We start from the raw sequence: 20422 nt of genomic DNA, 5'->3' as shown, positions 1-20422 counted from the left end.
AGGTTTATCACCTTAGAGGAAATTACTGAACTTGTCGAAATAAGGCATAGCTGTTGCAGGCTAAGGTATTAGAATATTCGGGAGCGTGTTGTGCTGTGTATTTTTAATTATTCAGTAAGCAACAAGTTCCTATCTATCTTGTCGCCTAAGACGTAATAACAGCAAATAATCATTATGCTTAAACAATCTGAATCTTTCAGTGCATTGTGCAGTGACGCAACAAAGCGTTTTCTATTGGCAACGAAACGCGCGGAAATCGCCGTTTTAGAGCAATTATCGAGTAATTGCCGCATTGTAATAGCGGTGCGAGAGCTCATTCATGCACTGCAAAAAGAACGAGGAGCAAGCAATATCTATCTTGCTTCCCAAGGTGAGCGTTATGTTAGTGAGCGACAACAGTACCTTGTCGCGAGTGATGAAGCTGAGTCGGCTCTTAACAGTCAGTTGAAGTCGCTGTATCTGACAGACTCTATTCAGTCAGGGAATCCGCGACTACTCAGCAGTATTACACTTGCCATGCAAGCAGCAGATCACCTCTCTATATTGAGGGATAAAATTACACAACAAAACCTTTCACCACTTGACTCTACTCGCGCTTTTAGCCGTCTTATTGCAAGTTTATTAACGGTTGTTTTTGAAGCAGCAGATATTGCAAGCGACCCTGCTATAACACGACTTCTCGTTGCACTTTTTAATTTTATGCAAGCAAAAGAATATGCTGGGCAAGAACGTGCATGGGGAGCTATAGGTTTTGCTGAAACCCACTTCGATGTTAGCCTTTGCGAGAAACTGACGACACTTCAGCAGGCGCAAGAACGCCATTTTGCAATTTTCAATGAATTCAGTGACAGGGCACTTCAACAGGCATTTGTTGAGCTGGAAAGTAGTTCCGCAGCATCTGACATTATGCAGCTTAGAAACATGATTTCTCAATTAAGCAATGGAAGCCCTATAGCATCAGAGATTTCAGAAGTGTGGTTTGATATCGCAACGCGGCGTATTGATGCCCTGCAAAATATTGAAGTGCAGCTGACGGAGGCTTTACTTCAACAGGCAAACCAAAAGGTGATCGATGCAAAAAATGAGATGGCTAACCACCAGCAATTGATTGAAAGCTTCAATCACCAACATGCTACGGATGGTTCACCGTTAACGTTGTTGTTTGATCCAAGTATGCCTGGTTTGATTGAAGAAGGAAAAGCTGAAGACAAGCAAACGAAAGAGGGAATAAACAGAAACAAAAAGGTTTCGTCATTGACAGAGCAAACTCAAACACTGTCGGCTCATCGATCTTTTTACGATTTATTGCGCTCACAAGCCCAACATATCGAAGATGTTGAAAGAGAACTGGAAGATGCTAAACGCGCAATTAACGAACAAAAACTAATTAGTCGCGCCAAATTGGTGATCATGGAAAAATTCCACATTAGCGAAAATGACGCGCACCGACGTATGCAAAAGCAGGCCATGAGTGAAAATACGACTATTATAGATATTGCATCCAAAGTGGTTGCCGTTACTACAACCACAAAGGCAAGGCAAAAACCATAAATAAAAATACGGCCTTGTTAAAGCAAAGAAAGGAATGCGAGCAAGGGTTAAAAAGTTTCTTTTTCCAACCTAAGTTTCGGCCACTGTGTTAACCACTGTTTGGCTTCAACTCTTGCGCGAAACACATCGGGTCTACCATGCATGGGATTTATGCTTAAACTACCTTCGAAACTACTTGTTAAGCCAAAGGGAGCTAGCAGTTCCAGTTTGTCGTTATCGTTTAACTTTATTGCTACACAGGTTTCTCGTTCTACCCAATATGAAATAGCTTCTTCACAAGAGGCATAGGGCTCGTGACCGTGTAGAAGGTGCATTCTCGCCTGATTTTTTACCTGCCAATTCACGTCAGGCATTAGTCTCGCCAACTCGGCCTCTATGTGTTTATCTTGGCTTTGGGTACTGTTTGGACAAAAGTAAATAACATCCACATCATTAAGCGGGGTAGCGAAGGCTTTGTTATGCAGCGCATCCCAAATGGCATTGCGCAAAAAGCCCGCCCCTATATAACCTTGCGGTAACGCCATACTACGCAAGGCAGTTAAGCAGGCCATTCTAAACGCATCAGCCGCTATAAGAGCCGAAACAGCTTCATAGTGTTCAGGTAAGATAGAATAGGACCTTGGTTGCATGATTGTGAACTAGTTGTCTTGCTTACTTCCACCTAAACACTGGGGTGAGGCGATAGCTTGCCCTCCTTTATCTTCCCACTCGTTAGGGGTATAAGTATGCAAGGCTAATGCATGCACAGGCCCTGCAAGGGCATCCGCCGCTAGGGCGTTTATTTCACGGTGACGTGCTAACAAACGCTTACCTTCAAATGCGTCGCTTACCACAGTTACTTTAAAGTGGCTTTGGGCTCCGTCTGGCACATTGTGCATATAACTTTCGTCAACGACATCAAGATAGCTTGGCGCTAAAGCCGATTGAATAGCTGATTCTAAAAACGCTTTTACTTCCATTATCTCTGCTTACCCCAAATAGTTACAATCTACATCTACAATATGCACCGACAAACAATATCTACAAAATCAGCTGTCGGAATGTGAGATTAATTCTACCACCTATCGGTTTTGCCGTCTTTGCTATGCCATGCACATAATGTCGCTGTGTTTCGCCCGCCATCACTAGCACGCTACCGTGGTTAAGCGTATATCGATAGGTTGCTCGGGTAACTTTGTGCTTAAACACAAACGGTCTGGCTTGCCCAAAGGTTACTGAAGCAATAACAGGGTTCGCACCTAGTTCTGCCTCATCATCGGCGTGAAAGCTCATGCTGTCTTGCCCATCTCGATACCAATTCGCCAGTACGCTATTAAACCGTGAACCCGACAACGACTCACATAGTGTTTTTATATCGGTGAGTTCATGCGTCCACGGATTCGGCTGCATGGTTAAATGGGAGTAAGTATATTGACATTGAGGGTCACCATGCCAACTCTGTAAGCGCGGAATTTTGACCGATTTGCCAAACAGCTTTATAACATCTTGCCGCCACGGTAACTGAGCTTTAAGAGTTTCAAAGTAGTTATCGGCGTGAGCGCTTGCAATTGCATTGGGAAAATACTGTACGTGCGCATCAGGCAAAGGCAGCAACATCGACTCCAGTGATGAACGTACTTTTTCTTCACCATTGCCCGGTGTGCCATCAGTACTTTTGTCAAATAACGAAAACTGCATGAGGACCTTTTGATTGCTTGTCTGCGTTATTGCAAACCGCTTTACAACATATCTAGCTTAACATACGAGCTTAATACCAGTCCGCACAGATTGTGTATAACATACGAGTGTCAGTTGTATTTAGACTTCAAGTATAATTGATGCATGTCCTTAGCAGCAGAAAATGGTATTCTACGGGGTAAATTAATACGGTGTTTGTCGCCATATAAAGTACACATTGTACGCGTTTTAAGGCCCACTTACTTTTTCCATGAATACAGAATTTTTATTTGCAGACCGTCAACTCAGTTTGATCCGCTACCCGCAGAAACATCAGCATGTGAGCTTACAAGCGTGGGACAGTGCGGATGAGCTCATTATTGAATACATTGAAAATCTGCAAAGTGAAAGTGCTGTTGCGATAACGCAAGACTCACCTCTTGCGATTTACAATGATGACTTTGGTACACTGGGTTGCTGGTTTTCCTATTTGAAGCCGCTGTGGATTTCAGACTCCTATATTGCCACACGCTCGCTTAAAGAGAACTTGGCAGGAAATGCGTTACTTGATAACGCAAGTGATCATGCGTCATTTGAGCCAGTAACAGTGCTTACCAGTGTTCAACCTTTACCCCTAAATTCAAACCAAACTCCGAGCGTAGTAGTAATTAAAGTGCCGCGAGCCTTGGCGTTACTTGAACAACAGCTTATCGACTTACAACCTTACTTAACAACACAAACCCGTGTTATCGCTGCCGGAAAAGTAAAATCCATCACCAAGTCTGTACTTGCGTTGTTTGAAAAGTATATTGGCGAAACCACCACCTCCCTTGCGAAGAAAAAGTCGCGACTTATTTTTTCGACGCCACGACAAGATAAGAAGCAACATACCTCTCCCTACCCAACCCGTTGGGAGTGTAAAGGAACGAGCGGCGTTGCTTTGACGCTGGATAATCTTGCCAACGTGTTTTCACGTCAATCACTGGATATTGGCGCAAGAATAATGCTTGAGCACATGACAGTAAGTAGTAATGATGTAGTTGTCGATTTAGGTTGTGGCAACGGCGTATTAGGCGTCAATGCATTAGCGATAGCCCCTGATTGCAAGGTTATTTTTGTTGATGAGTCTTATATGGCGCTTGAAAGTGCGCGCCTTAACGTGCTCAACAATTTCCCCGATAAAATTGGCCAATGCGAGTTTGTTGCAAGTAACTGTTTAGAAAATTTGATTGCCCGAGAGCCTCGTCCAAAGGTCACTAAAGTACTCTGTAATCCGCCATTCCATCAACAAAATGTAATTACCGATCACATCGCGTGGCAAATGTTTAATGACGCACGTGAACTGTTGATGAAAAGTGGCCATTTAGTGGTAGTGGGAAACCGTCATCTCGATTACCACATTAAACTCAAAAAGCTATTCGGTGGTGCTAAAGTACTTGCCAGCGATAAAAAATTCGTTATCTTGGGCACCGCAAAACGTTGAAAAAATAGGATTATTCATGAATAAGACACTGTTTAGTTTTATCTCATTCTTACTTATTGCATTTAGTACCGTCACTGTTGCTGCAAAAAACGACGACGGCTCCCATGTACAACCAGATAACTATTACCCTAGGGTTAAGTTTGAAACGACCATGGGCGACATTATTGTAGAATTGGATAGACGACGCGCCCCGATCACAGTAAACAACTTCTTGCGTTATGTTGATAAACGCGCGTACGAAGACACCATTTTCCACCGCATAGTGCCAGGGTTTGTTGTACAAGGTGGGGGCTACACGGCGGACTTTAACGGAAAGTCTAACTTTCCCGATATTTTCAACGAATCGGGAAATGGCTTGACCAATGACTTGCACACTATCGCGATGGCAAGACAAAGCGAACCACATACAGCCAATAGGCAGTTCGTTTTTTAATGTGAATGACAATACCAGCTTAAACCCCGGAAGAGACTGGGGGTACGCCGTTTTTGGTGTCATTGTTGAAGGAGAAGACATTGTTGATGCAATGTCAGAAGTTGAAACCGAGTATTCAATTCGACTCAATGCTAACAACGTGCCTATTGAACCAATTGTTATTAAAAAAGTAACTGTGCTTCCACCACTTTAAACAACATAGCTGGAGGCATATAACGGCATTCCAGTGTGAACAGAGCGTGTGAGAAAACAAGCACGCTCTAATCAATCAAACTCAACCAGAACAGTGTTTGCCCAGAAAAAGCTTTGTCGAAAAACACGCCCTGTTTGGTAAATCCAACCCGTTGTAAAACACATTGTGATGCACTGTTTTCTGGGTGGGTCATGGCCGTGAGGAAAGTGTAGTTTTGCGCCTTTGCCCATGCAATCACTGCATGGCATGCCTCTTGGCATATTCCCTTTCCTCGCGACTCAGGCAGCATAGCAAAACCCAAATCGGGGCACTGAAAGGCAAACCGATTAAATAACCCACACACTCCTAGAGGTTGTGCGGTATGTTTGTCTTCAACTGCCCATAAACCATAGCCCCACTCCTGACGCTGTGCATTAGTATTTTCAATATAGTCGCACGCATCTTGAAGGGTATTCACCCCTTTGCTGCCTATATATTTAAGCCACAGTGCATCTTGCTGAAGTGCTAATACCCAATGCTGATCGGCCAGTGTTAAAGGCCGAAGGCATAAGCGCTCAGAGTATAAATTCGTGGAATTACTGTTCAATGTAACGTCTCATGTAGTCTCTCTTGTAAAATCTCATGGAAAGTGTCGTGTAACGCCGTTTTTTAAGCTTGCCCAATGATGCGATCTATTTCATCTTGTATATTGCGACTGACCTTTGCAGCCCTTGGGTATTGCGGATTTTTTCTGTCACTACTTCTAGGGTGCTCCCATAACTGTGTGGTAGCGAAGAATGCTTCCGCTTCCCCAACACCACCATGTTCTAGGCATCCTGACATACACGTATCAACATAGCTTTGATTCACAGGAAAATCTAGCGATGGAGGCACACAGTCTAGTGTCTCGCATATCCAGAAAGACAATTGCTCCAAGGCATCGTAGCTTAGGCATAAGTTGTCTAACCCCTCATTCACAAACGCAATATCTTGCAAGTTAACTTTCACAAAACGGTAGTCCTTTTCGCGCTCTTTAAGCGAAGGGTTTATATCTGTGGGAATGAGCTGAGCGTTAAGCTGGCTGCTTGATTTCGTTACGGCACCCACATAGGTTTGCTTTTCCTGAATACTGCGTGTAACCCAAGCACGTTCGAAACCTTGTACAGTTACCGGTAAGCTTGTGGTGTGAATATTTGAAAAGCGTTCACGGCTATCTTTGCTCAGTAAACTTCCATACCCCACTACAACGTGCTGCGAGGTAAGCGATTCTAGCCACTGTTTAAGCTGATGCATTTGGGGTCCCTATTACTTAATCAGGAAACTAAGAATAATTTTTCACTATAACGAAAAAAGCGGTGTTGGAAACACCGCTTATCGATAAGATTAAGTTAAAGCGTGTTAACTTATGCTAACGCCTTACTAGAACATTGCACGAACACCAACGGTGAAGTTACGTCCAGGTAGGGGCGCCTGATCTTTCAAAAATGACGTGTGTACACGCGCTTCTTCATCCGTCAGGTTATCGCCTCGCGCAAATACAATCCAATCGACACCCTGACCACCAAACTCGTATTGAACACTGGCATTTACAAGTGTGTACCCATCCGTTGCAGTTTCAAACGAAGCCACATCGGTTTGCGTGTCATACCATGTGAACCCCACATCCGCACTTAAACCATCGTTTGCGTAACTTAACTCGCTACCAAAGCGCATTGGCGGTGTGCGAGGAAGGTTGTCATCTTCTATTTCAGCGCGAATATAATCAGCAAACATGGTTAAACGAAGCGTGTTACTTAAGTCGATATAGGTTTCGGCTTCGAAGCCCCAAATGTCAGCATCGGCTTGCTGGAAGTAATAGACCGGTAAGCCTTCTTCATCTGCATGACTCTCGTCTTCGTGATCATGCTCCTCTTCCACACCTTCTTCTTCGTGCTCATCATGCCCACCCAGTGCAATCAAGCCAGTGCTGGTTTGAAAAATATAATCGTCAGCTTGATTGTAGAACAGCGATACACTGTAACCCCAATCGCCAGTAAATTTACGGAAAGTAATATCAAGGTTGGTACTCACTTCCTCATTAACACTTTTTAGCGTTTCTTCAATATGGCCTTCTTCGTCCATATCGAAAATAAGGCCAACTTCATAACTTTGCGTTGCCAAGTGTTGGCCCGCTGAGAATAGCTCTTGCTGACTAGGTGCTCGTTCGCTACGAGAAAGTGTTAGGGCAACAGAGTAGCCTTCAATGTATTCCCAATTTGCGCCCGCTGACAATGAAAGGCTGGTAAAGTCATACTCAGGAAAATCAAACGCTAACTCATGAGCGTCATGCTCTTCGTGTTCGTCGTGCTCCTCGCCTTCGTGCTCTTCACCTTCGTGCTCGTCGTGTTCATCATGCGCAATTTCGAGTTCAATTTCGCTATCATCGGCATCTAGTGTGGTGCGCTCTAATCGCCCACCTAGCTCAAACGTAACATCACCAACCTTCTTCTGCTCAATTAAATAAAGCGCAAAGCCAGATGTCGTATTCGCTGGAGTGAACGCTTCTTCACCTACTGCGTTATAATCACTGTGATTGAACTGCAATCCGAATACACCGTGCCAACCGCTTATTTCTTCGTGATAGGCCGACAAACGAATATCGCTGCTCTTGTTAGTAAATACAGTACCGGGAACGCCATCTTCAATTTCAGCGTGTTCGTAGTCGGTGTAAGCCGCGGCGAACTTCACATTGGTTAAGCCTTGTACTGGTGAATGCCATTCACCAGCAGCTTGATAGCGGGTCATATCGACATCAAGCAACACACCTTCAGCACCATGCTCTTCATGTTCATCTTCGTGATCACCTTCAAGCTCATGATCGTCCTCGTGCTCTTCTTCACCATGCGCATGACTGTGCCCCGGCACACCGTACTCATTGTCTAGCTTTTCTACAGCAAAGCCGAAATAGCCTTCCTCTGCAACATAAGAAAGGCCAGCAACAACATTAGTAGTTTCCATTGCGCTGCTTTCAAGAACACCCTTTGGTTCGTCTTCATCGGGCTCTATAGATGCATACCCAGGTATATCAGCATTCTCGGTATTGCGATAAAAACCATCGAGGTGCCACACAATATTGCCATTGCCACCGGTAATATCACCGCGAGTATATTTACCCTCATTTACCGTGCTGTAATTTACTTCGGCTTCACCTTCTACGCCGTCAAGTTGATATTGTGCAATGCGTTTGTCTACCACATTAACCACACCACCAATTGCACCGCTGCCATACTGTAAGGTCGCAGGTCCACGCAAAACTTCAACTTGCGTAGCGCTCGCCAACGTAGTGGCTACGTTGTGATCAGGACCTACGCGAGAAACGTCTGACACATCCAAGCCGTTTTGAACAATCTTCACACGAGGGCCATCGTTGCCTCGAATAACCGGGCTACTCGATACCGGGCCAAAATACGTACTGTGCACGCCAGGTGCGTTCTTTAGCGTTTCCCCTAGCGTAGGTGCTTCAATCTTACGCAGCTTGTCAGCACCTATTACCGTCACAGGTGTTACTGATTCTAGTACTGATGATTGCAATGCATTGGCGGTGACAACGATGTTTTCAACAGAGGCGGGTTTAAGCACAAAATCCACATTCTGATCGGTACTGACATCACCGAGGTCATTGTCGCCATGAATATAGTCAGAAGAGTAAACGTGCAAATGAATGTGAGGTTGCTTAACGTCTTCAAAACGATAGATACCATTTGCATCTGTGAAGGCTACACGACGTGTTCCCTCAATTTTAACTTCTGCTCCAGCAACAGGCTGACCGGTAGAGTCCGTCACTTTACCGGTTACCGTTGTGGCATATACAGGTGCACTTAGCAGCCCTGCTATTGTCAAACTTAGCAGTGAACGCATTTTCATGAGCTTCCTTCTGGGAGATGTTATAACATAAGCTTGTGATGTTATAACATTTTTCAGCAAATAGGCTTTAATGTCAACTGCCAGTTGTCTCAAGCTCTCTAGCATTCAACTCGACGTCAGTAACTCTATTAGAGCGTATTGACCTGCATTTTTGGTTGTTATATCGCTCAAGCGCGACTTACTGGAAAATTAATCACCTCTTGTATGTGCTGTGCACCAATTTTCAGCATTAGTAAGCGATCTATGCCCAATGCAACCCCTGCACACGAGGGAAGCCCTGCTTCCAATGCACACAAAAAATTCTCATCAATTGGCTTAGTTGCTAACTCAGCTTGCTGGCGTTTTTCATTGTCTTGTTGAAATCGATTTCTCTGTTCTTGTGCGGCACTGAGTTCGTTAAAACCATTGGCAAGCTCCACACCTTTAAAATAAACCTCAAAGCGGTCAGCCACTCTTGGATCGTCTTCATTAATTTTCGCCAATGCCGCTTGAGACGCGGGGAAGTTGTATACAAAGCAAGGCCTCTGCTGACCTATTTTCGGCTCGATACAATAGCTGAATAACAGTTGAAGCTTACTGTCAAAGCTCAAGGTTTCTGGCGCATGAATATCAATATTCTCTTTCGACATGATATCAACTAACACCTCGTCGCAGGTATTGAGAGGGTCAACGTCAAGATATTCAATAAAAGCGCGCTGATAGCTTATCTGCTTTCCCGCTTGCGTGTTGAGTACCAGCTGTAACAATTCATCAACTTCATTCATCAATGCGAAATGATCAAAATCGATGCGATACCACTCAAGCATAGTAAATTCAGGGTTGTGCCAACGTCCCTCACCTTCATGTCGAAAGGCTTTACATATTTGGTATATAGAGCCACTTTGTGCACACAGTAAGCGTTTCATAGCGTATTCTGGCGACGTTTGTAAGAACAACCGCACAGGCTCACCTGTTGAACTAAAATGAAAGGGGGTTTCAAAGGCCTCCAGATGCTCGTCGGTTACAGTACCCGCCGACAAAAGTGGCGTATCAACTTCAAGCACACTTCGGGTGTAAAAGAAATCGCGAATTAAGCGAAGCATCGCTGCGCGAGCTATGCGCGCCTCGCTAGTAGTGGTAGGTTGCCAATTTTGCATTACACACTCAATATCGATAAACACGTTAAGGCGTATTGGTTCACACCTTAATTACAAATAAAAAACCGGCGAACACTTGTTAGTGATACACCGGCTTTTCTACAAACGCCACTGTGGACGTTTATTTAATCTAGGATCATTTTTGTGCGCGAGACACATATTCGCCAGAGCGTGTGTCAACACGGATCACTTCACCCGTTTGCACAAACAATGGAACGCGAACTACAGCGCCAGTGCTTAATGTTGCTGGCTTACCGCCTGTACCGGCAGTGTCACCTTTAAGACCAGGATCGGTCTCTGTGATTTCTAACTCAACAAAGTTTTGAGGAGTAACGGTAATTGGCGAGCCATTCCACAATGTAATGGTGCAAATGTCGTTTTCAACCAACCACTTTTTGTTGTCACCCACGGCTTTTTCATCCGCAGCGATTTGTTCGAATGTATCATTGTTCATAAAGTGGTAGAATTCGCCGTCGGTGTACAAGTAAGCAAGCTCTGTATCCATCACATCAGCGCCTTCTACTGATTCACCCGAGCGGAAAGTTTTTTCTAAAACTTTACCTGAAATAAGCTTGCGAATTTTTACACGGTTGAACGCTTGGCCTTTGCCTGGTTTTACGTATTCGTTTTCTAGAATGTTGCAAGGTTCGCCGTCCAGCATGATTTTCAGGCCGCCTTTGAACTCGTTAGTGCTGTAATGAGCCATATTTCCTCTGTCTTAACATAAGGTACAAAAAGTTTAGTGGAACAAATAATACCTAAAAAACCCATTTCTGTAGAGCATAACTGGCAAAAAGAATTATCAAATAGTTTTACCGACCCTGTAATGCTATTGCGCTATCTAGGATTGGCAGAGGAAAACTACACCCAGCACATCAAAGCCAGACGACTATTTCCCATGCGTGTGCCACGCCATTTTGTTGATTTAATGGAGAAAGGTAACCCGCTAGACCCACTTTTGTTACAAGTTCTTCCGCTGAGCGATGAGTTCTTAAGTACGCCGGGCTACAGTACAGATCCGCTTCAGGAGCATGAAACAGCCGGCAAAGGAATTTTGCACAAATACGACTCTCGTGTTTTGCTGATGGTTCGCACTGGCTGTGCAGTCAATTGTCGCTATTGCTTTCGCCGCCATTTCCCCTATGCAGACAACGCGGTGAATAAACAACAGTGGGTTGATGTTCTCAAATACCTAAGTGAAAACAAAGGTATCAACGAGGTCATTTTCTCGGGAGGTGATCCGCTTATGGCAAAAGATGATCATCTTTCATGGCTAGCAAATGAAATTGCCAAAATACCGCATATTAAACGTTTGCGTATTCATACCCGTCTTCCGATCGTCATTCCGAGTAGGTTGTGCGATTCGTTTTCAAAATGGTTTACCGAGCTTCCCTTACAAAAAATACTGGTATTGCATGCCAATCATGCCAATGAAGTATCATCGGAACTGACGTTGTTGTTGCAGGATTTAAGAAATAAAGGAGTGACCTTGTTAAATCAGTCTGTTTTGCTAAAAGATGTGAACGACAATGCAGATGCAATTTGCGCTTTAAGTGAAAAACTGTTTGATGCAGGGGTACTGCCTTACTACCTGCACGTTTTAGATAAAGTCCAGGGTGCAAGCCACTTTTACGTGAATGATGACAACGCGAGAAAACTGTTGGAAGAAGCGATAAAGCGCCTACCAGGCTTTTTGGTACCAAAACTCGTAAGAGAAATTGGCGGTCAACCTGGCAAAACGCCTATCGACTTACAGATGCACCCGTAACTTACGCGAAGGTATCAATGTTGGCGCCTAACGCGGGGTTTGCAGATGACGATTTTGGTACGTCAGATGCTGATTCCAGCAACTGAAGCGACGCTTGTCCCTCTTGCTCTTGCTGGCTTTTAGCAAGTTTAAGAGAGGCCAACTCAAGTGACGCACCGGACGTTCCAGAGGCACTAGTACCTTGTAGATCCATACCATATTCCTATGTTGCTTGTAGCAAAGTAAAAAAGTAGGCAAAATTGCCCACTTCATTAAGTATCGGCCATTAACGACCAAACTTTAGCATTTTTTTAAACAAACTTACAATTGAAACAAAAGGCGTGCAAATGCAACACAGTCAGGAAATGCAAACCATTCATCAGCAACTACAAGAAACCATGCAGACCCTGTATCGAAAAGCTGTTGATGCAGACCAAATTCTAGATAATTTACAACGTGACCAAAAAGGGAAGTTCACAGCAGTCTTCGCCGCAGATAGTGTTTTTACAACCTCATCAAAACGCTTTGGCCCTTATGTGGAAGAGATAGCTAGTGATTGGCAGGCTTTAAAGGAGCTCAATGAGGAAGAGGCAAAAAAAGCGTTAGCGCCGCTTATCAAGAAGATTGAATTGGCTCTGGTCACCATTGCACAATTTCAACAGTCTTTGAGTAAAGGTTAACTGAGTCGCTTCTGCCAACTCAAATATGGAAATTCTAGTTGGCAGTAATGATTAAGGCTTTGAATAAAGCGGAAGCTGTCTTATTCGCTCTTTGATTGCCGCTACTTCTTTCATATATGCTTCGCTGTCTACTTTTCCATATTGCAACGTAAACGCTTGCTTGCTCAGCCCCTCTTTTAACCCATCAATGGGTGGGATAATTTCCAACTCACTTTGAATGCGGGCCATCGTGTTTTGTACTTCACTAGCATAATTAGGGTTGGTTGCTACCTTAGCAAATTCAGTACCCGACATATCAGCCAATAAATCTACGAAACTGTAGCCAGAGCCCCCCTCACCTCTATCCATTAGCTCTTTAAACTCTCCAATGGCTAATGACATACCTTGCTCGGCTAGCAGTTCAAGCGCCGCAGATATGATGAAATGGCGAGTTAAATCATTGCGTTCATGCAGTACCGCACCGGTTCTAGGTTTAAGTGCTTTTAGTGCATCAGGCTGAATATCACCAACTAAGTTTCCTACTCTGTGATGCCCGACATAAGCAGCAAGCGCTAAAATAACAGCTTTGTTGTGAAAGGCTGCTTGCTCTGGCGTATCACTTTGTTCTCTGGCTCTAGCCATGCCTTCACGCAAATATTCAATCAACGAAACAGGCTCATGTGAAAGCGCAATGTGACGACCTGAGATATAACGCAAATAATAGCCAGTTAGCAGTTCAAGCTCGGTCACTTCGTCATCTGAGAGTTGCGAAGCAACATAGTCAAACTCACTGATAAAGGCGTCAAGAGGACCAAGCTCTAATGTGATCTCTCCTTCACGCATGCTAACTCGCTCAATTCTCGAAAGCGCGAGACTCACAATTTGAGAGTCGGTATAGAAGTTCACGGCCCGTTCAATGAGTGAAAGCAAAAAGCCACCGGACACCTTAAGATCACCAAGCTGAACTTGCTCTATGCGTAAGCTCGAATCAGGTAGCACAAGGACAGAGGCGTTAATGTAGTAACTTGATTGCCTTATGTTATAGGTAACGCTAATCGTACCGGCTAGCGGTGTGATGTTAACAATACCTTTGAAATCAGGAATAGCGCGTTGTAATACCCCAACCAAACTCTCAACCTGTGTTTGTGTCAGCGTAACTTGGTGACCTTCTTTACGTTTTTCAAATGCTTGTTGTAGTTGACTGAGCAACTCATTAACGGTGTCTGCACCATCCAATTGAGTGGGAGCGTAAGTGGTTACTAACGGCGTTTTTTGCACTGACAAATAAGCCAGCACCACCGTACCTGACAATATGATGAAACCAACAATGGCGATACTCATTAGAAGCCATTTTACACCGCGAGAAATCATGAAATTGTGTAATACCTTTCCTAGTCTTCGTATTTATATTACGCGAAGTTAGCGAGTGACTCCACCTGTCACCATGCGATTGTTAGGGCTACTAGGAATGTTAGCACCTATCTGCTATAACCTTCCGCAAAGGTTAACATGCTCAAATAGCTTCAGATTTTAGCCATGATGACAAAGAATCGTACTGTGCAGTAGCCTGAGTAAAGTCGTGGTGCTCTGATAATACGGTAGGAATAACCACGCAACGCAACCCAGCTGAAACTGCTGCAGCCAAACCAGTCTGAGTATCTTCTACGGCAATACATTCTTGTGCACTGACGCCAAGCATTTTCATTGCTAACTGGTAACAATCTGGTGCAGGTTTACTGCTAGCAACATCCTCAACTGCGACTACACAAGAGATATAGTCTCTCAATCCATATTGTGACAGTGTTTTCTCTACTGACTTTTTACTTCCTCCCGTTACGATCCCTAGCGTAAAACCAGCCTTCGAGCAGGCCAGAATTGTTTCTCTAGCATAAGGCATAAGAGGGAACGCTTGTGTTTCAAGAAAGCTCCCCAGGCAGTCATGCTTTCTCTGCGCCAAATAACTTGGGCTGACATCTAAATTGAAATGTTCGACCAAATCGACAGCATTTTGCTTTACCGGAATACCAGCCATAACTTTGCAATAAAAGTCTTGAGTCAGTGTCACGCCGAAGTCATCGAGAATGTCACACCATAAGTCGAAATGGATTGTTTCAGAATCTATCAAGGTACCATCGTGATCAAACAATATCGTGCTCGTTTGGGGCGTAATGACCCACTGATCATCAGGTGCTGAAATGGTCGACATAGACATTGGTTTACCCTGAGGTTAAGTTAAAAACAGGAATGGTTACAACGTGCTCCATACCATACCACTGTGCGCCGTTTAAGCATATCTGCTGCATTATTTTTTAATAGCGGTGTAAAAATTGCACTACCACATTTTTATATTGTCATAAATGGTGGTTGACGTTGGATTATGGCTGGCTTTTAATTTCTGCATTATTGGTTTTTTTGATGCAAGCGGGTTTTCTTTGCCTAGAGACAGGTAAAATTCGCAGCAAGAACAGTATCAATGTAGCAGCTAAAAACCTATCTGACTTTATCATCGCCGCCATAGTTTACTGGATGTTTGGCTTTGGACTGATGTTCGGTGATTCAATATGGGGAATATTCGGCACTTCAGAGCACTTTTTTGGTGCAACACAAACCCCCTGGCAAATTAGCTTCTTCTTTTTCCAAATGATGTTTTGCGGTACTGCTGCCACATTAATGTCAGGCGCTGTCGCTGAGCGAATGTCCTTCCACGGTTACCTTATCATCACAACCATATTGTGCAGTGTGATCTATCCTGTGGTAGGTCATTGGGTTTGGGCTGGAGCCTATGATCAAGGCAATACGGGTTGGCTTGAATCTATCGGGTTTATCGACTTCGCTGGCTCTACTGTTGTGCACTCCGTTGGTGGCTGGATTGCACTTGCGGCAACCATAATCATTGGTCCACGACTCGGTCGCTTCGATAAAAGCAGACGCTTGCCGGTTGGAAATAATCTACCAATGGCCGTATTGGGAACACTACTTATTTGGTTGGGTTGGTTTGGCTTTAATGGTGGCAGTACCCTAGCGCTTAACGAAAGTGTGCCCGCGGTACTGCTGAACACCTGTGTAGCAGCGGCTTGGGGAGGCCTCGCCGCTAGTGGCTTATTTGTGATACGTCACCGCTATGTAGAAGTCACCTACATTTTAAATGGTGTCATTGCAGGGTTAGTATCAATAACCGCATCAGCGCATATGGTAAGCCCATTAAGTGCCGCGCTAATTGGTTTTGTAGGCGGAATTATTCTCTATGTTGGCAACTGGCTTATGGATAAATGGCGAGTTGACGACGTTTTATCAGTGGTTCCGGCGCATCTATTCGCAGGAATATGGGGAACGCTGGCGGTAGCCTTATTTGCACGCACGGACTCTCTGCCTGAAAGTGCGACACATTGGTCACAATTTCAAGTGCAAATCCTTGGCGTAGTCGTTATTGGGCTGTTCAGCTTTGGCATTAGTTTCGCCTTTATATCTTTTATTAATCGCTTAACCCCATTGCGAGTATCTAACAAAAATGAAATGCTCGGTATGAACATTTCAGAGCACAGAGCGTCTACTGAGCTTATCGATTTACTCAGTTCAATGAAAACACAAGAAGATAAACGCGATTTTGCCGCTAAAGTGCCCGTTGAGCCTTTTACGGAAGTAGGTCAAATAGCACGGCAGTACAACCGCGTGATCAATCGCGTAAAAGAAGAAATGCACCAACGCGACCAAGCAATTGATAACTTTCGTTCAAGCGAAAAGCGAAAAAGTGCCATCCTAGATTCATCCATGGACAGCATTATCACTATCGATTTAAGAGGGTTTGTCCTTGAATTCAACCCGGCTGCTGAGCGCACTTTTGGTCAACATAAGAACCAAGTTGTTGGCTCGTCGTTTATAAACACATTTGTACTAGAAAAAGACCGACCAGATGTACAGCACAGTCTTGAGCACAAATTTGCTACTAGCTCTGGGCTGCTAATCAACCGTCGCAATAGTATTAGTTTAAAGCGCGGCGGAGGCGATATATTTCCAGCTGAAATCACGATCACCAGTGCTAATGTTGGGCGAGAGTCGATGGACGAGTTCACTCTCCACGTAAGGGATGTTACCCGCCAACACAAGCTTCAGAACAAACTGCGCCAGCAAGCCTATTCTGACCCTCTTACAGGGCTGTACAACCGCGCCTATCTTATCGAGCAACTCAATCGCGCATTAACGGCTAATGAGACATCTGGTGATATTACTGCCATTTTCTTTCTAGATTTAGATAGATTTAAAAAAATCAACGACACACTCGGCCATAAAGCGGGTGACGAACTATTACTAGAAGTTGCCGCACGATTATCACGAGTAGTGCGTCAAAATGACGTTATTGCCCGATGGGGAGGCGACGAGTTCGTTGTCATGATGCGAGGGGCGCTTACCGTGCAAGCTACTGAACACACGGCAGAGAAAATTCTTCACGTGATGCGTGAGCCAGTAGCACTTGGTGGGCGGGAATTGAAAATTCCGACTAGTATTGGTATTGCATTGGCCTATGACTCGCATATTAGCGCCGAGACCCTTATTCAACATGCTGATATTGCCATGTATTTTGCAAAAAAAGCTGGACGCGACACCTATAAAGTGTTCGTTGATGAGATGGCGAATACAGCATCACATCAATTTCACTCTGAGCAAGCACTACGCCAATCTCTTAATACTAATGACGCCTTTCACGTTGTGTATCAACCCAAAGTGAACAGTGAGCAAACTATTATTGGACTTGAAGCGCTTGCAAGGTGGCAACACCCTGATGGTCATTGGATCCCTCCCACTGAATTCATACCATTGGCAGAAGAAGCAAACCTTATTATAGAAATTGAAGAACACATTATTGAATTGGTATGTCGCCAGTTATGTGAATGGGACGCTCAGGGTATTGCAACCCCGCCGGTGGCTATTAACTTATCAGGTAAACACTTGCATTCGCCACATATGTTGCCTTTTGTGAAAAAGATTTTGCAGCAATACTCATTACCAGGGGAATTACTCGAGTTTGAAGTCACAGAAGGCGTATTTCTTACTGAAATGGAGCTGTGTATTGAGGTACTCACCGAGCTACAGAAATTAGGGATATGTATTGCAATTGATGACTTTGGTACTGGCTATTCTTCCTTGAGCTATTTAAAGCGCTTACCTGTGAATGTATTAAAAATAGATCGCTCGTTTGTTGATGAATGTGCGACTTCCGAAGAAGACGCCAAAATTTGCGCAACTATTATTTCTTTAGCGCAAAACTTAGAGCTCAAAACCGTTGCAGAAGGTGTGGAAAACGCAGCTCAGTTTGACTTTCTTAGCGAACAGGGATGTGACGAGTTTCAGGGGTACTATTTCTTTAAACCCCTTTCCAGCACTGATATTCAATCCTATTTACCTACATTACCAAAAGCCTTGAAAGGGAGTGACTAAGCTAAAGCGTGTTGACCTTTGCGGTACACTTTTTTGTTCATTCCAAGCGAGTTTCAGGCAATGAACGAGTTGCGTAGTTTGGTTATTCCAAATTCGCAAAGTGAAAAGCCTTGTAGTAAAAACTCTATCGCTAATCTCACACGCTGTAGCATGAAGCATTTATCCGGATCAACACTCCAATTATTGGCTCACTTCCCCAAAAAAGCGCTATCAAAGGCGCTAAGACAGGCACTGACTAATACAACCTCTGTATGCGATTACTGATATTCCAAAACGTCTGTAGTGAAATCGACCCATTGGTACTTAGGCACACTAGAGTCTATGAAGTAATCAGGCTGAAGACCTTTACCATCGATTGTCATATCTGGAATGCGGAAGCTTCGTGAAAGGCTGTAGTACAATGTAAGGTTACCACTTGGCGAATTAACTTGATGTATGTTGGAAATATCCAACACCCCCGTAGTTGTAGTGCCAAACAGCTTTACTTTTTTACTCTGTTTAGCTGCCAGTAAGAACTGTTCAGCAGAGCTTCCGTTATTTTTATCAATAAGAATAGCTACTTGAGCAGGCTGAGGTAGAACAGCGTCAAACTGCTCAACGGTTACCCTCTCTTTTTCTAGTTGAACAAATTTGCCTTCGTTGGCGTTTAACTTATCAATCGATGCTTTTGCCCAATTTCTTATTTCTTGAGGATACTCTTCACCTTCAGCATAATCTACCATGCGCTTATTATTTAGTGGTGTAGACAACATCTCTACCCCGACATTCCTGATGGGGTTGGTGTAAAGAAGTGGAAGGATCTCGCTATAACTGGCATCACTGCCACCACCATTACCGCGTATATCAATAATAAGGTTGTTAGTACTAGCGATTGTTTTAAAGTTCTCTTTTATAAGTCTATCAATAGCTTGCTTTTGCCCGTGAAAAAAAGACGGTATGCGCAATAACACGGTGTCACTAGAAACGCGTTCGAATAGTGGTGAATTGGCGGTGATTAACCGTACATATCGATTAACTTCTTGGGCATCTTCTTCTTTTGGGTTTAGCCGGCGCATTGCCACGAACCCATCATCTAAGATAATCGCATTGTTTCCATAACGCTCTACACTGCTAATTTCTCTTTGAGAGCGATCGCCCATGTAATAAATTGCACTCAATGTATTATCTTTGAGTATGAATTTAAGTTTTATATCATTTGGTTTCCACGAGGGGTTATCCGATTCAACAATGTAACCCACATATTCCTCACCCGTTTTATCTAGGGCGATGGTATAATCTGAAAACTGCCACAGACCTTGTAAGTCATCGGCCGGCAATGCAGTTATGCGCTTTTTAAACGAGGACATATCAAATATATTTTTCGTTTTTCTGTCGCAACAGTACTAGAAGAACTCGTATTTAAGAAAAGAGCAATATGCCCTTTTCGAAAGAAAAACAGCCAGTCTTTTAAGATTTCATGGCATTGCTTGGGGTCTGTAACACCATCAAGCTTTTTGATGGTTTGTGAATTAAGGTTTTGATAGCTCGCTTCCCCTTTACTGTCTATCACATAGGAAAAACCAGCATCGTTCTCTTCGAATGTCTTTTTCAACCAAGAAAACTCATTAGCGCAGTTCATGGCTTGAGCACCACTCGAGAGTAAACCTACGGTAAGTAATATTAGCTTTTTCAATTTTAATCCTTCTATAGCGTGTTGACCTTTGCGGTACACTTTTTGTTTGCTCCAAGCGAGTTTCAGGCAATCAACGAGTTGCGTGGTTTGGTTATTCCAAATTAGCAACGAGAAAAGCAGCATGAGACTCGCTTGGTTAGTTCAGAGATATTCTGCCACGTTCTGTACACAGAACTCTGATCGACAGAACTTTTCATTATGGTAATTAATAAGGGTTTGAACAATTTCTTGCCTCGTTGTGTAGTCAACCATGTAGGGGAGCAAGTCGAGCTCGAATACTCTCGCTTTGCTCTTTGACTGCCAAAAGCCCGCAGTACCAAGTAATTGATGTGTAGATTTACACTGAATAATCCATATACCAATGCCTCGCACGTACCATGCCCCCGCGTCGCTGCACAGCGCTAGCCATGCGTCTTCTAAACTATGCAAGAAGCCATGCCGACTCATAGAAAGGGTATTTCTATAAAAAGATGCATACAAAGAGAAGCAATCTCTATCGGGAGGTAAATAGTTCAGGTTTTTAGACTCAAGTTTCGTTATCATTTTGTACCAACCTCAAACTCACTTCTAGTACAAT

At 43.9% G+C, this 20422-nt stretch carries 19 protein-coding genes and 1 pseudogene; 6 read left to right on the top strand and 14 right to left on the bottom strand.

Annotation, left to right across the window (positions count from 1 at the left end; translation table 11 throughout):
- Positions 1-174: 174 nt before the first annotated feature.
- Positions 175-1551 carry a nitrate regulatory protein gene (locus EYR97_RS11340; protein ID WP_131093930.1) on the top strand — a complete coding sequence of 459 codons (1377 nt, stop codon included), beginning with the start codon at positions 175-177 and terminating at the stop codon, positions 1549-1551.
- Between the two features lie 47 nt (positions 1552-1598).
- Here the strand turns inward: EYR97_RS11340 and EYR97_RS11335 are convergent, their stop codons facing one another.
- The 3 genes from EYR97_RS11335 to EYR97_RS11325 form a co-directional block, all read right to left on the bottom strand.
- Positions 1599-2180: a nucleotidyltransferase family protein gene (locus tag EYR97_RS11335; protein ID WP_207308057.1), complete on the bottom strand. Its 582-nt coding sequence runs from the start codon at positions 2178-2180 to the stop codon at positions 1599-1601.
- 9 nt (positions 2181-2189) lie between these two features.
- Positions 2190-2510: a BolA family transcriptional regulator gene (locus tag EYR97_RS11330; protein WP_131093929.1), complete on the bottom strand. Its 321-nt coding sequence runs from the start codon at positions 2508-2510 to the stop codon at positions 2190-2192.
- A gap of 61 nt (positions 2511-2571) precedes the next feature.
- On the bottom strand, positions 2572-3228 hold the full coding sequence (locus EYR97_RS11325) for an alpha-ketoglutarate-dependent dioxygenase AlkB family protein (RefSeq protein WP_404840963.1): 657 nt from the start codon (positions 3226-3228) through the stop codon (positions 2572-2574).
- 250 nt (positions 3229-3478) lie between these two features.
- Between EYR97_RS11325 and EYR97_RS11320 the strand changes: the two genes are divergently transcribed.
- Both EYR97_RS11320 and EYR97_RS11315 read left to right on the top strand, forming a co-directional pair.
- Positions 3479-4690, top strand: coding sequence for a methyltransferase (locus EYR97_RS11320; protein ID WP_131093928.1), 1212 nt, complete (start codon positions 3479-3481; stop codon positions 4688-4690).
- Positions 4691-4706: 16 nt separating this feature from the next.
- Positions 4707-5316, top strand: a pseudogene (locus EYR97_RS11315) (peptidylprolyl isomerase).
- Positions 5317-5383: 67 nt separating this feature from the next.
- Here the strand turns inward: EYR97_RS11315 and EYR97_RS11310 are convergent.
- From EYR97_RS11310 to efp, 5 genes are all read right to left on the bottom strand, one after another.
- Positions 5384-5902 (bottom strand): GNAT family N-acetyltransferase, encoded by a 519-nt coding sequence (locus EYR97_RS11310; RefSeq protein ID WP_131093927.1) that lies wholly within the window; start codon positions 5900-5902, stop codon positions 5384-5386.
- Between the two features lie 62 nt (positions 5903-5964).
- Entirely contained in the window at positions 5965-6588 is a 624-nt protein-coding gene (locus tag EYR97_RS11305; protein WP_131093926.1) for a gamma-glutamylcyclotransferase, read from the bottom strand.
- 126 nt (positions 6589-6714) lie between these two features.
- A complete protein-coding gene (locus EYR97_RS11300; RefSeq protein ID WP_131093925.1) occupies positions 6715-9198 on the bottom strand; it encodes a TonB-dependent receptor in 2484 nt (827 codons plus the stop codon).
- Between the two features lie 167 nt (positions 9199-9365).
- Positions 9366-10334 (bottom strand): elongation factor P--(R)-beta-lysine ligase, encoded by a 969-nt coding sequence (gene epmA, locus EYR97_RS11295; protein WP_131093924.1) that lies wholly within the window; start codon positions 10332-10334, stop codon positions 9366-9368.
- Positions 10335-10470: 136 nt separating this feature from the next.
- Complete coding sequence (gene efp / locus EYR97_RS11290; RefSeq protein ID WP_131093923.1) at positions 10471-11040, bottom strand: elongation factor P; 570 nt, start codon at positions 11038-11040, stop codon at positions 10471-10473.
- A 36-nt stretch (positions 11041-11076) separates the two neighbouring features.
- Here efp and epmB point away from each other — a divergent pair, with 36 nt between their 5' ends.
- The gene (gene epmB / locus EYR97_RS11285; RefSeq protein ID WP_131093922.1) at positions 11077-12102 is read left to right on the top strand and encodes an EF-P beta-lysylation protein EpmB; all 1026 of its coding nucleotides are present in this window, start codon (positions 11077-11079) and stop codon (positions 12100-12102) included.
- 1 nt (position 12103) lies between these two features.
- Here epmB and EYR97_RS11280 read toward each other — a convergent pair whose 3' ends face one another.
- On the bottom strand, positions 12104-12295 hold the full coding sequence (locus EYR97_RS11280) for a hypothetical protein (protein ID WP_131093921.1): 192 nt from the start codon (positions 12293-12295) through the stop codon (positions 12104-12106).
- 133 nt (positions 12296-12428) lie between these two features.
- Between EYR97_RS11280 and EYR97_RS11275 the strand changes: the two genes are divergently transcribed.
- Positions 12429-12761, top strand: a complete 333-nt coding sequence (locus tag EYR97_RS11275; protein ID WP_131093920.1) for a primosomal replication protein PriC — start codon at positions 12429-12431, stop codon at positions 12759-12761.
- A gap of 51 nt (positions 12762-12812) precedes the next feature.
- On the opposite strand, the gene EYR97_RS11270 is transcribed toward EYR97_RS11275, so the two are convergent.
- Positions 12813-14111: a hypothetical protein gene (locus EYR97_RS11270; RefSeq protein WP_131093919.1), complete on the bottom strand. Its 1299-nt coding sequence runs from the start codon at positions 14109-14111 to the stop codon at positions 12813-12815.
- A 142-nt stretch (positions 14112-14253) separates the two neighbouring features.
- Complete coding sequence (locus EYR97_RS11265) at positions 14254-14952, bottom strand: HAD family phosphatase (protein WP_131093918.1); 699 nt, start codon at positions 14950-14952, stop codon at positions 14254-14256.
- A gap of 152 nt (positions 14953-15104) precedes the next feature.
- Between EYR97_RS11265 and amt the strand changes: the two genes are divergently transcribed.
- The gene (gene amt / locus EYR97_RS11260; RefSeq protein ID WP_307722612.1) at positions 15105-18173 is read left to right on the top strand and encodes an ammonium transporter; all 3069 of its coding nucleotides are present in this window, start codon (positions 15105-15107) and stop codon (positions 18171-18173) included.
- A gap of 257 nt (positions 18174-18430) precedes the next feature.
- Here the strand turns inward: amt and EYR97_RS11255 are convergent, their stop codons facing one another.
- From EYR97_RS11255 to EYR97_RS11245, 3 genes are all read right to left on the bottom strand, one after another.
- Complete coding sequence (locus tag EYR97_RS11255; protein WP_131093916.1) at positions 18431-19519, bottom strand: S41 family peptidase; 1089 nt, start codon at positions 19517-19519, stop codon at positions 18431-18433.
- Entirely contained in the window at positions 19495-19845 is a 351-nt protein-coding gene (locus EYR97_RS11250; RefSeq protein ID WP_131093915.1) for a hypothetical protein, read from the bottom strand. The genes EYR97_RS11255 and EYR97_RS11250 overlap by 25 nt, the downstream gene beginning before the upstream one ends.
- Positions 19846-19986: 141 nt before the next feature.
- The gene (locus EYR97_RS11245) at positions 19987-20388 is read right to left on the bottom strand and encodes a hypothetical protein (RefSeq protein WP_131093914.1); all 402 of its coding nucleotides are present in this window, start codon (positions 20386-20388) and stop codon (positions 19987-19989) included.
- Positions 20389-20422 lie beyond the last annotated feature (34 nt).

The sequence above is a fragment of the Alteromonas sp. KUL42 genome (assembly GCF_006538325.1).
GTDB lineage: Bacteria > Pseudomonadota > Gammaproteobacteria > Enterobacterales > Alteromonadaceae > Alteromonas.
The sequence above is the reverse complement of the archived record's forward strand: the minus strand, read 5'-3'. Positions and strand labels throughout refer to the sequence as shown.

Coding starts and splice junctions, on each gene's coding strand:
- EYR97_RS11340 (WP_131093930.1), top strand. CDS start 175: ATGCTTAAACAATCTGAATCTTTCAGTGCATTGTGCAGTGACGCAACA.
- EYR97_RS11335 (WP_207308057.1), bottom strand. CDS start 2,180: ATGCAACCAAGGTCCTATTCTATCTTACCTGAACACTATGAAGCTGTT.
- EYR97_RS11330 (WP_131093929.1), bottom strand. CDS start 2,510: ATGGAAGTAAAAGCGTTTTTAGAATCAGCTATTCAATCGGCTTTAGCG.
- EYR97_RS11325 (WP_404840963.1), bottom strand. CDS start 3,228: ATGCAGTTTTCGTTATTTGACAAAAGTACTGATGGCACACCGGGCAAT.
- EYR97_RS11320 (WP_131093928.1), top strand. CDS start 3,479: ATGAATACAGAATTTTTATTTGCAGACCGTCAACTCAGTTTGATCCGC.
- EYR97_RS11305 (WP_131093926.1), bottom strand. CDS start 6,588: ATGCATCAGCTTAAACAGTGGCTAGAATCGCTTACCTCGCAGCACGTT.
- EYR97_RS11300 (WP_131093925.1), bottom strand. CDS start 9,198: ATGAAAATGCGTTCACTGCTAAGTTTGACAATAGCAGGGCTGCTAAGT.
- epmA (WP_131093924.1), bottom strand. CDS start 10,334: ATGCAAAATTGGCAACCTACCACTACTAGCGAGGCGCGCATAGCTCGC.
- efp (WP_131093923.1), bottom strand. CDS start 11,040: ATGGCTCATTACAGCACTAACGAGTTCAAAGGCGGCCTGAAAATCATG.
- EYR97_RS11280 (WP_131093921.1), bottom strand. CDS start 12,295: ATGGATCTACAAGGTACTAGTGCCTCTGGAACGTCCGGTGCGTCACTT.
- EYR97_RS11275 (WP_131093920.1), top strand. CDS start 12,429: ATGCAACACAGTCAGGAAATGCAAACCATTCATCAGCAACTACAAGAA.
- EYR97_RS11270 (WP_131093919.1), bottom strand. CDS start 14,111: ATGATTTCTCGCGGTGTAAAATGGCTTCTAATGAGTATCGCCATTGTT.
- EYR97_RS11265 (WP_131093918.1), bottom strand. CDS start 14,952: ATGTCTATGTCGACCATTTCAGCACCTGATGATCAGTGGGTCATTACG.
- EYR97_RS11255 (WP_131093916.1), bottom strand. CDS start 19,519: ATGTCCTCGTTTAAAAAGCGCATAACTGCATTGCCGGCCGATGACTTA.
- EYR97_RS11245 (WP_131093914.1), bottom strand. CDS start 20,388: ATGATAACGAAACTTGAGTCTAAAAACCTGAACTATTTACCTCCCGAT.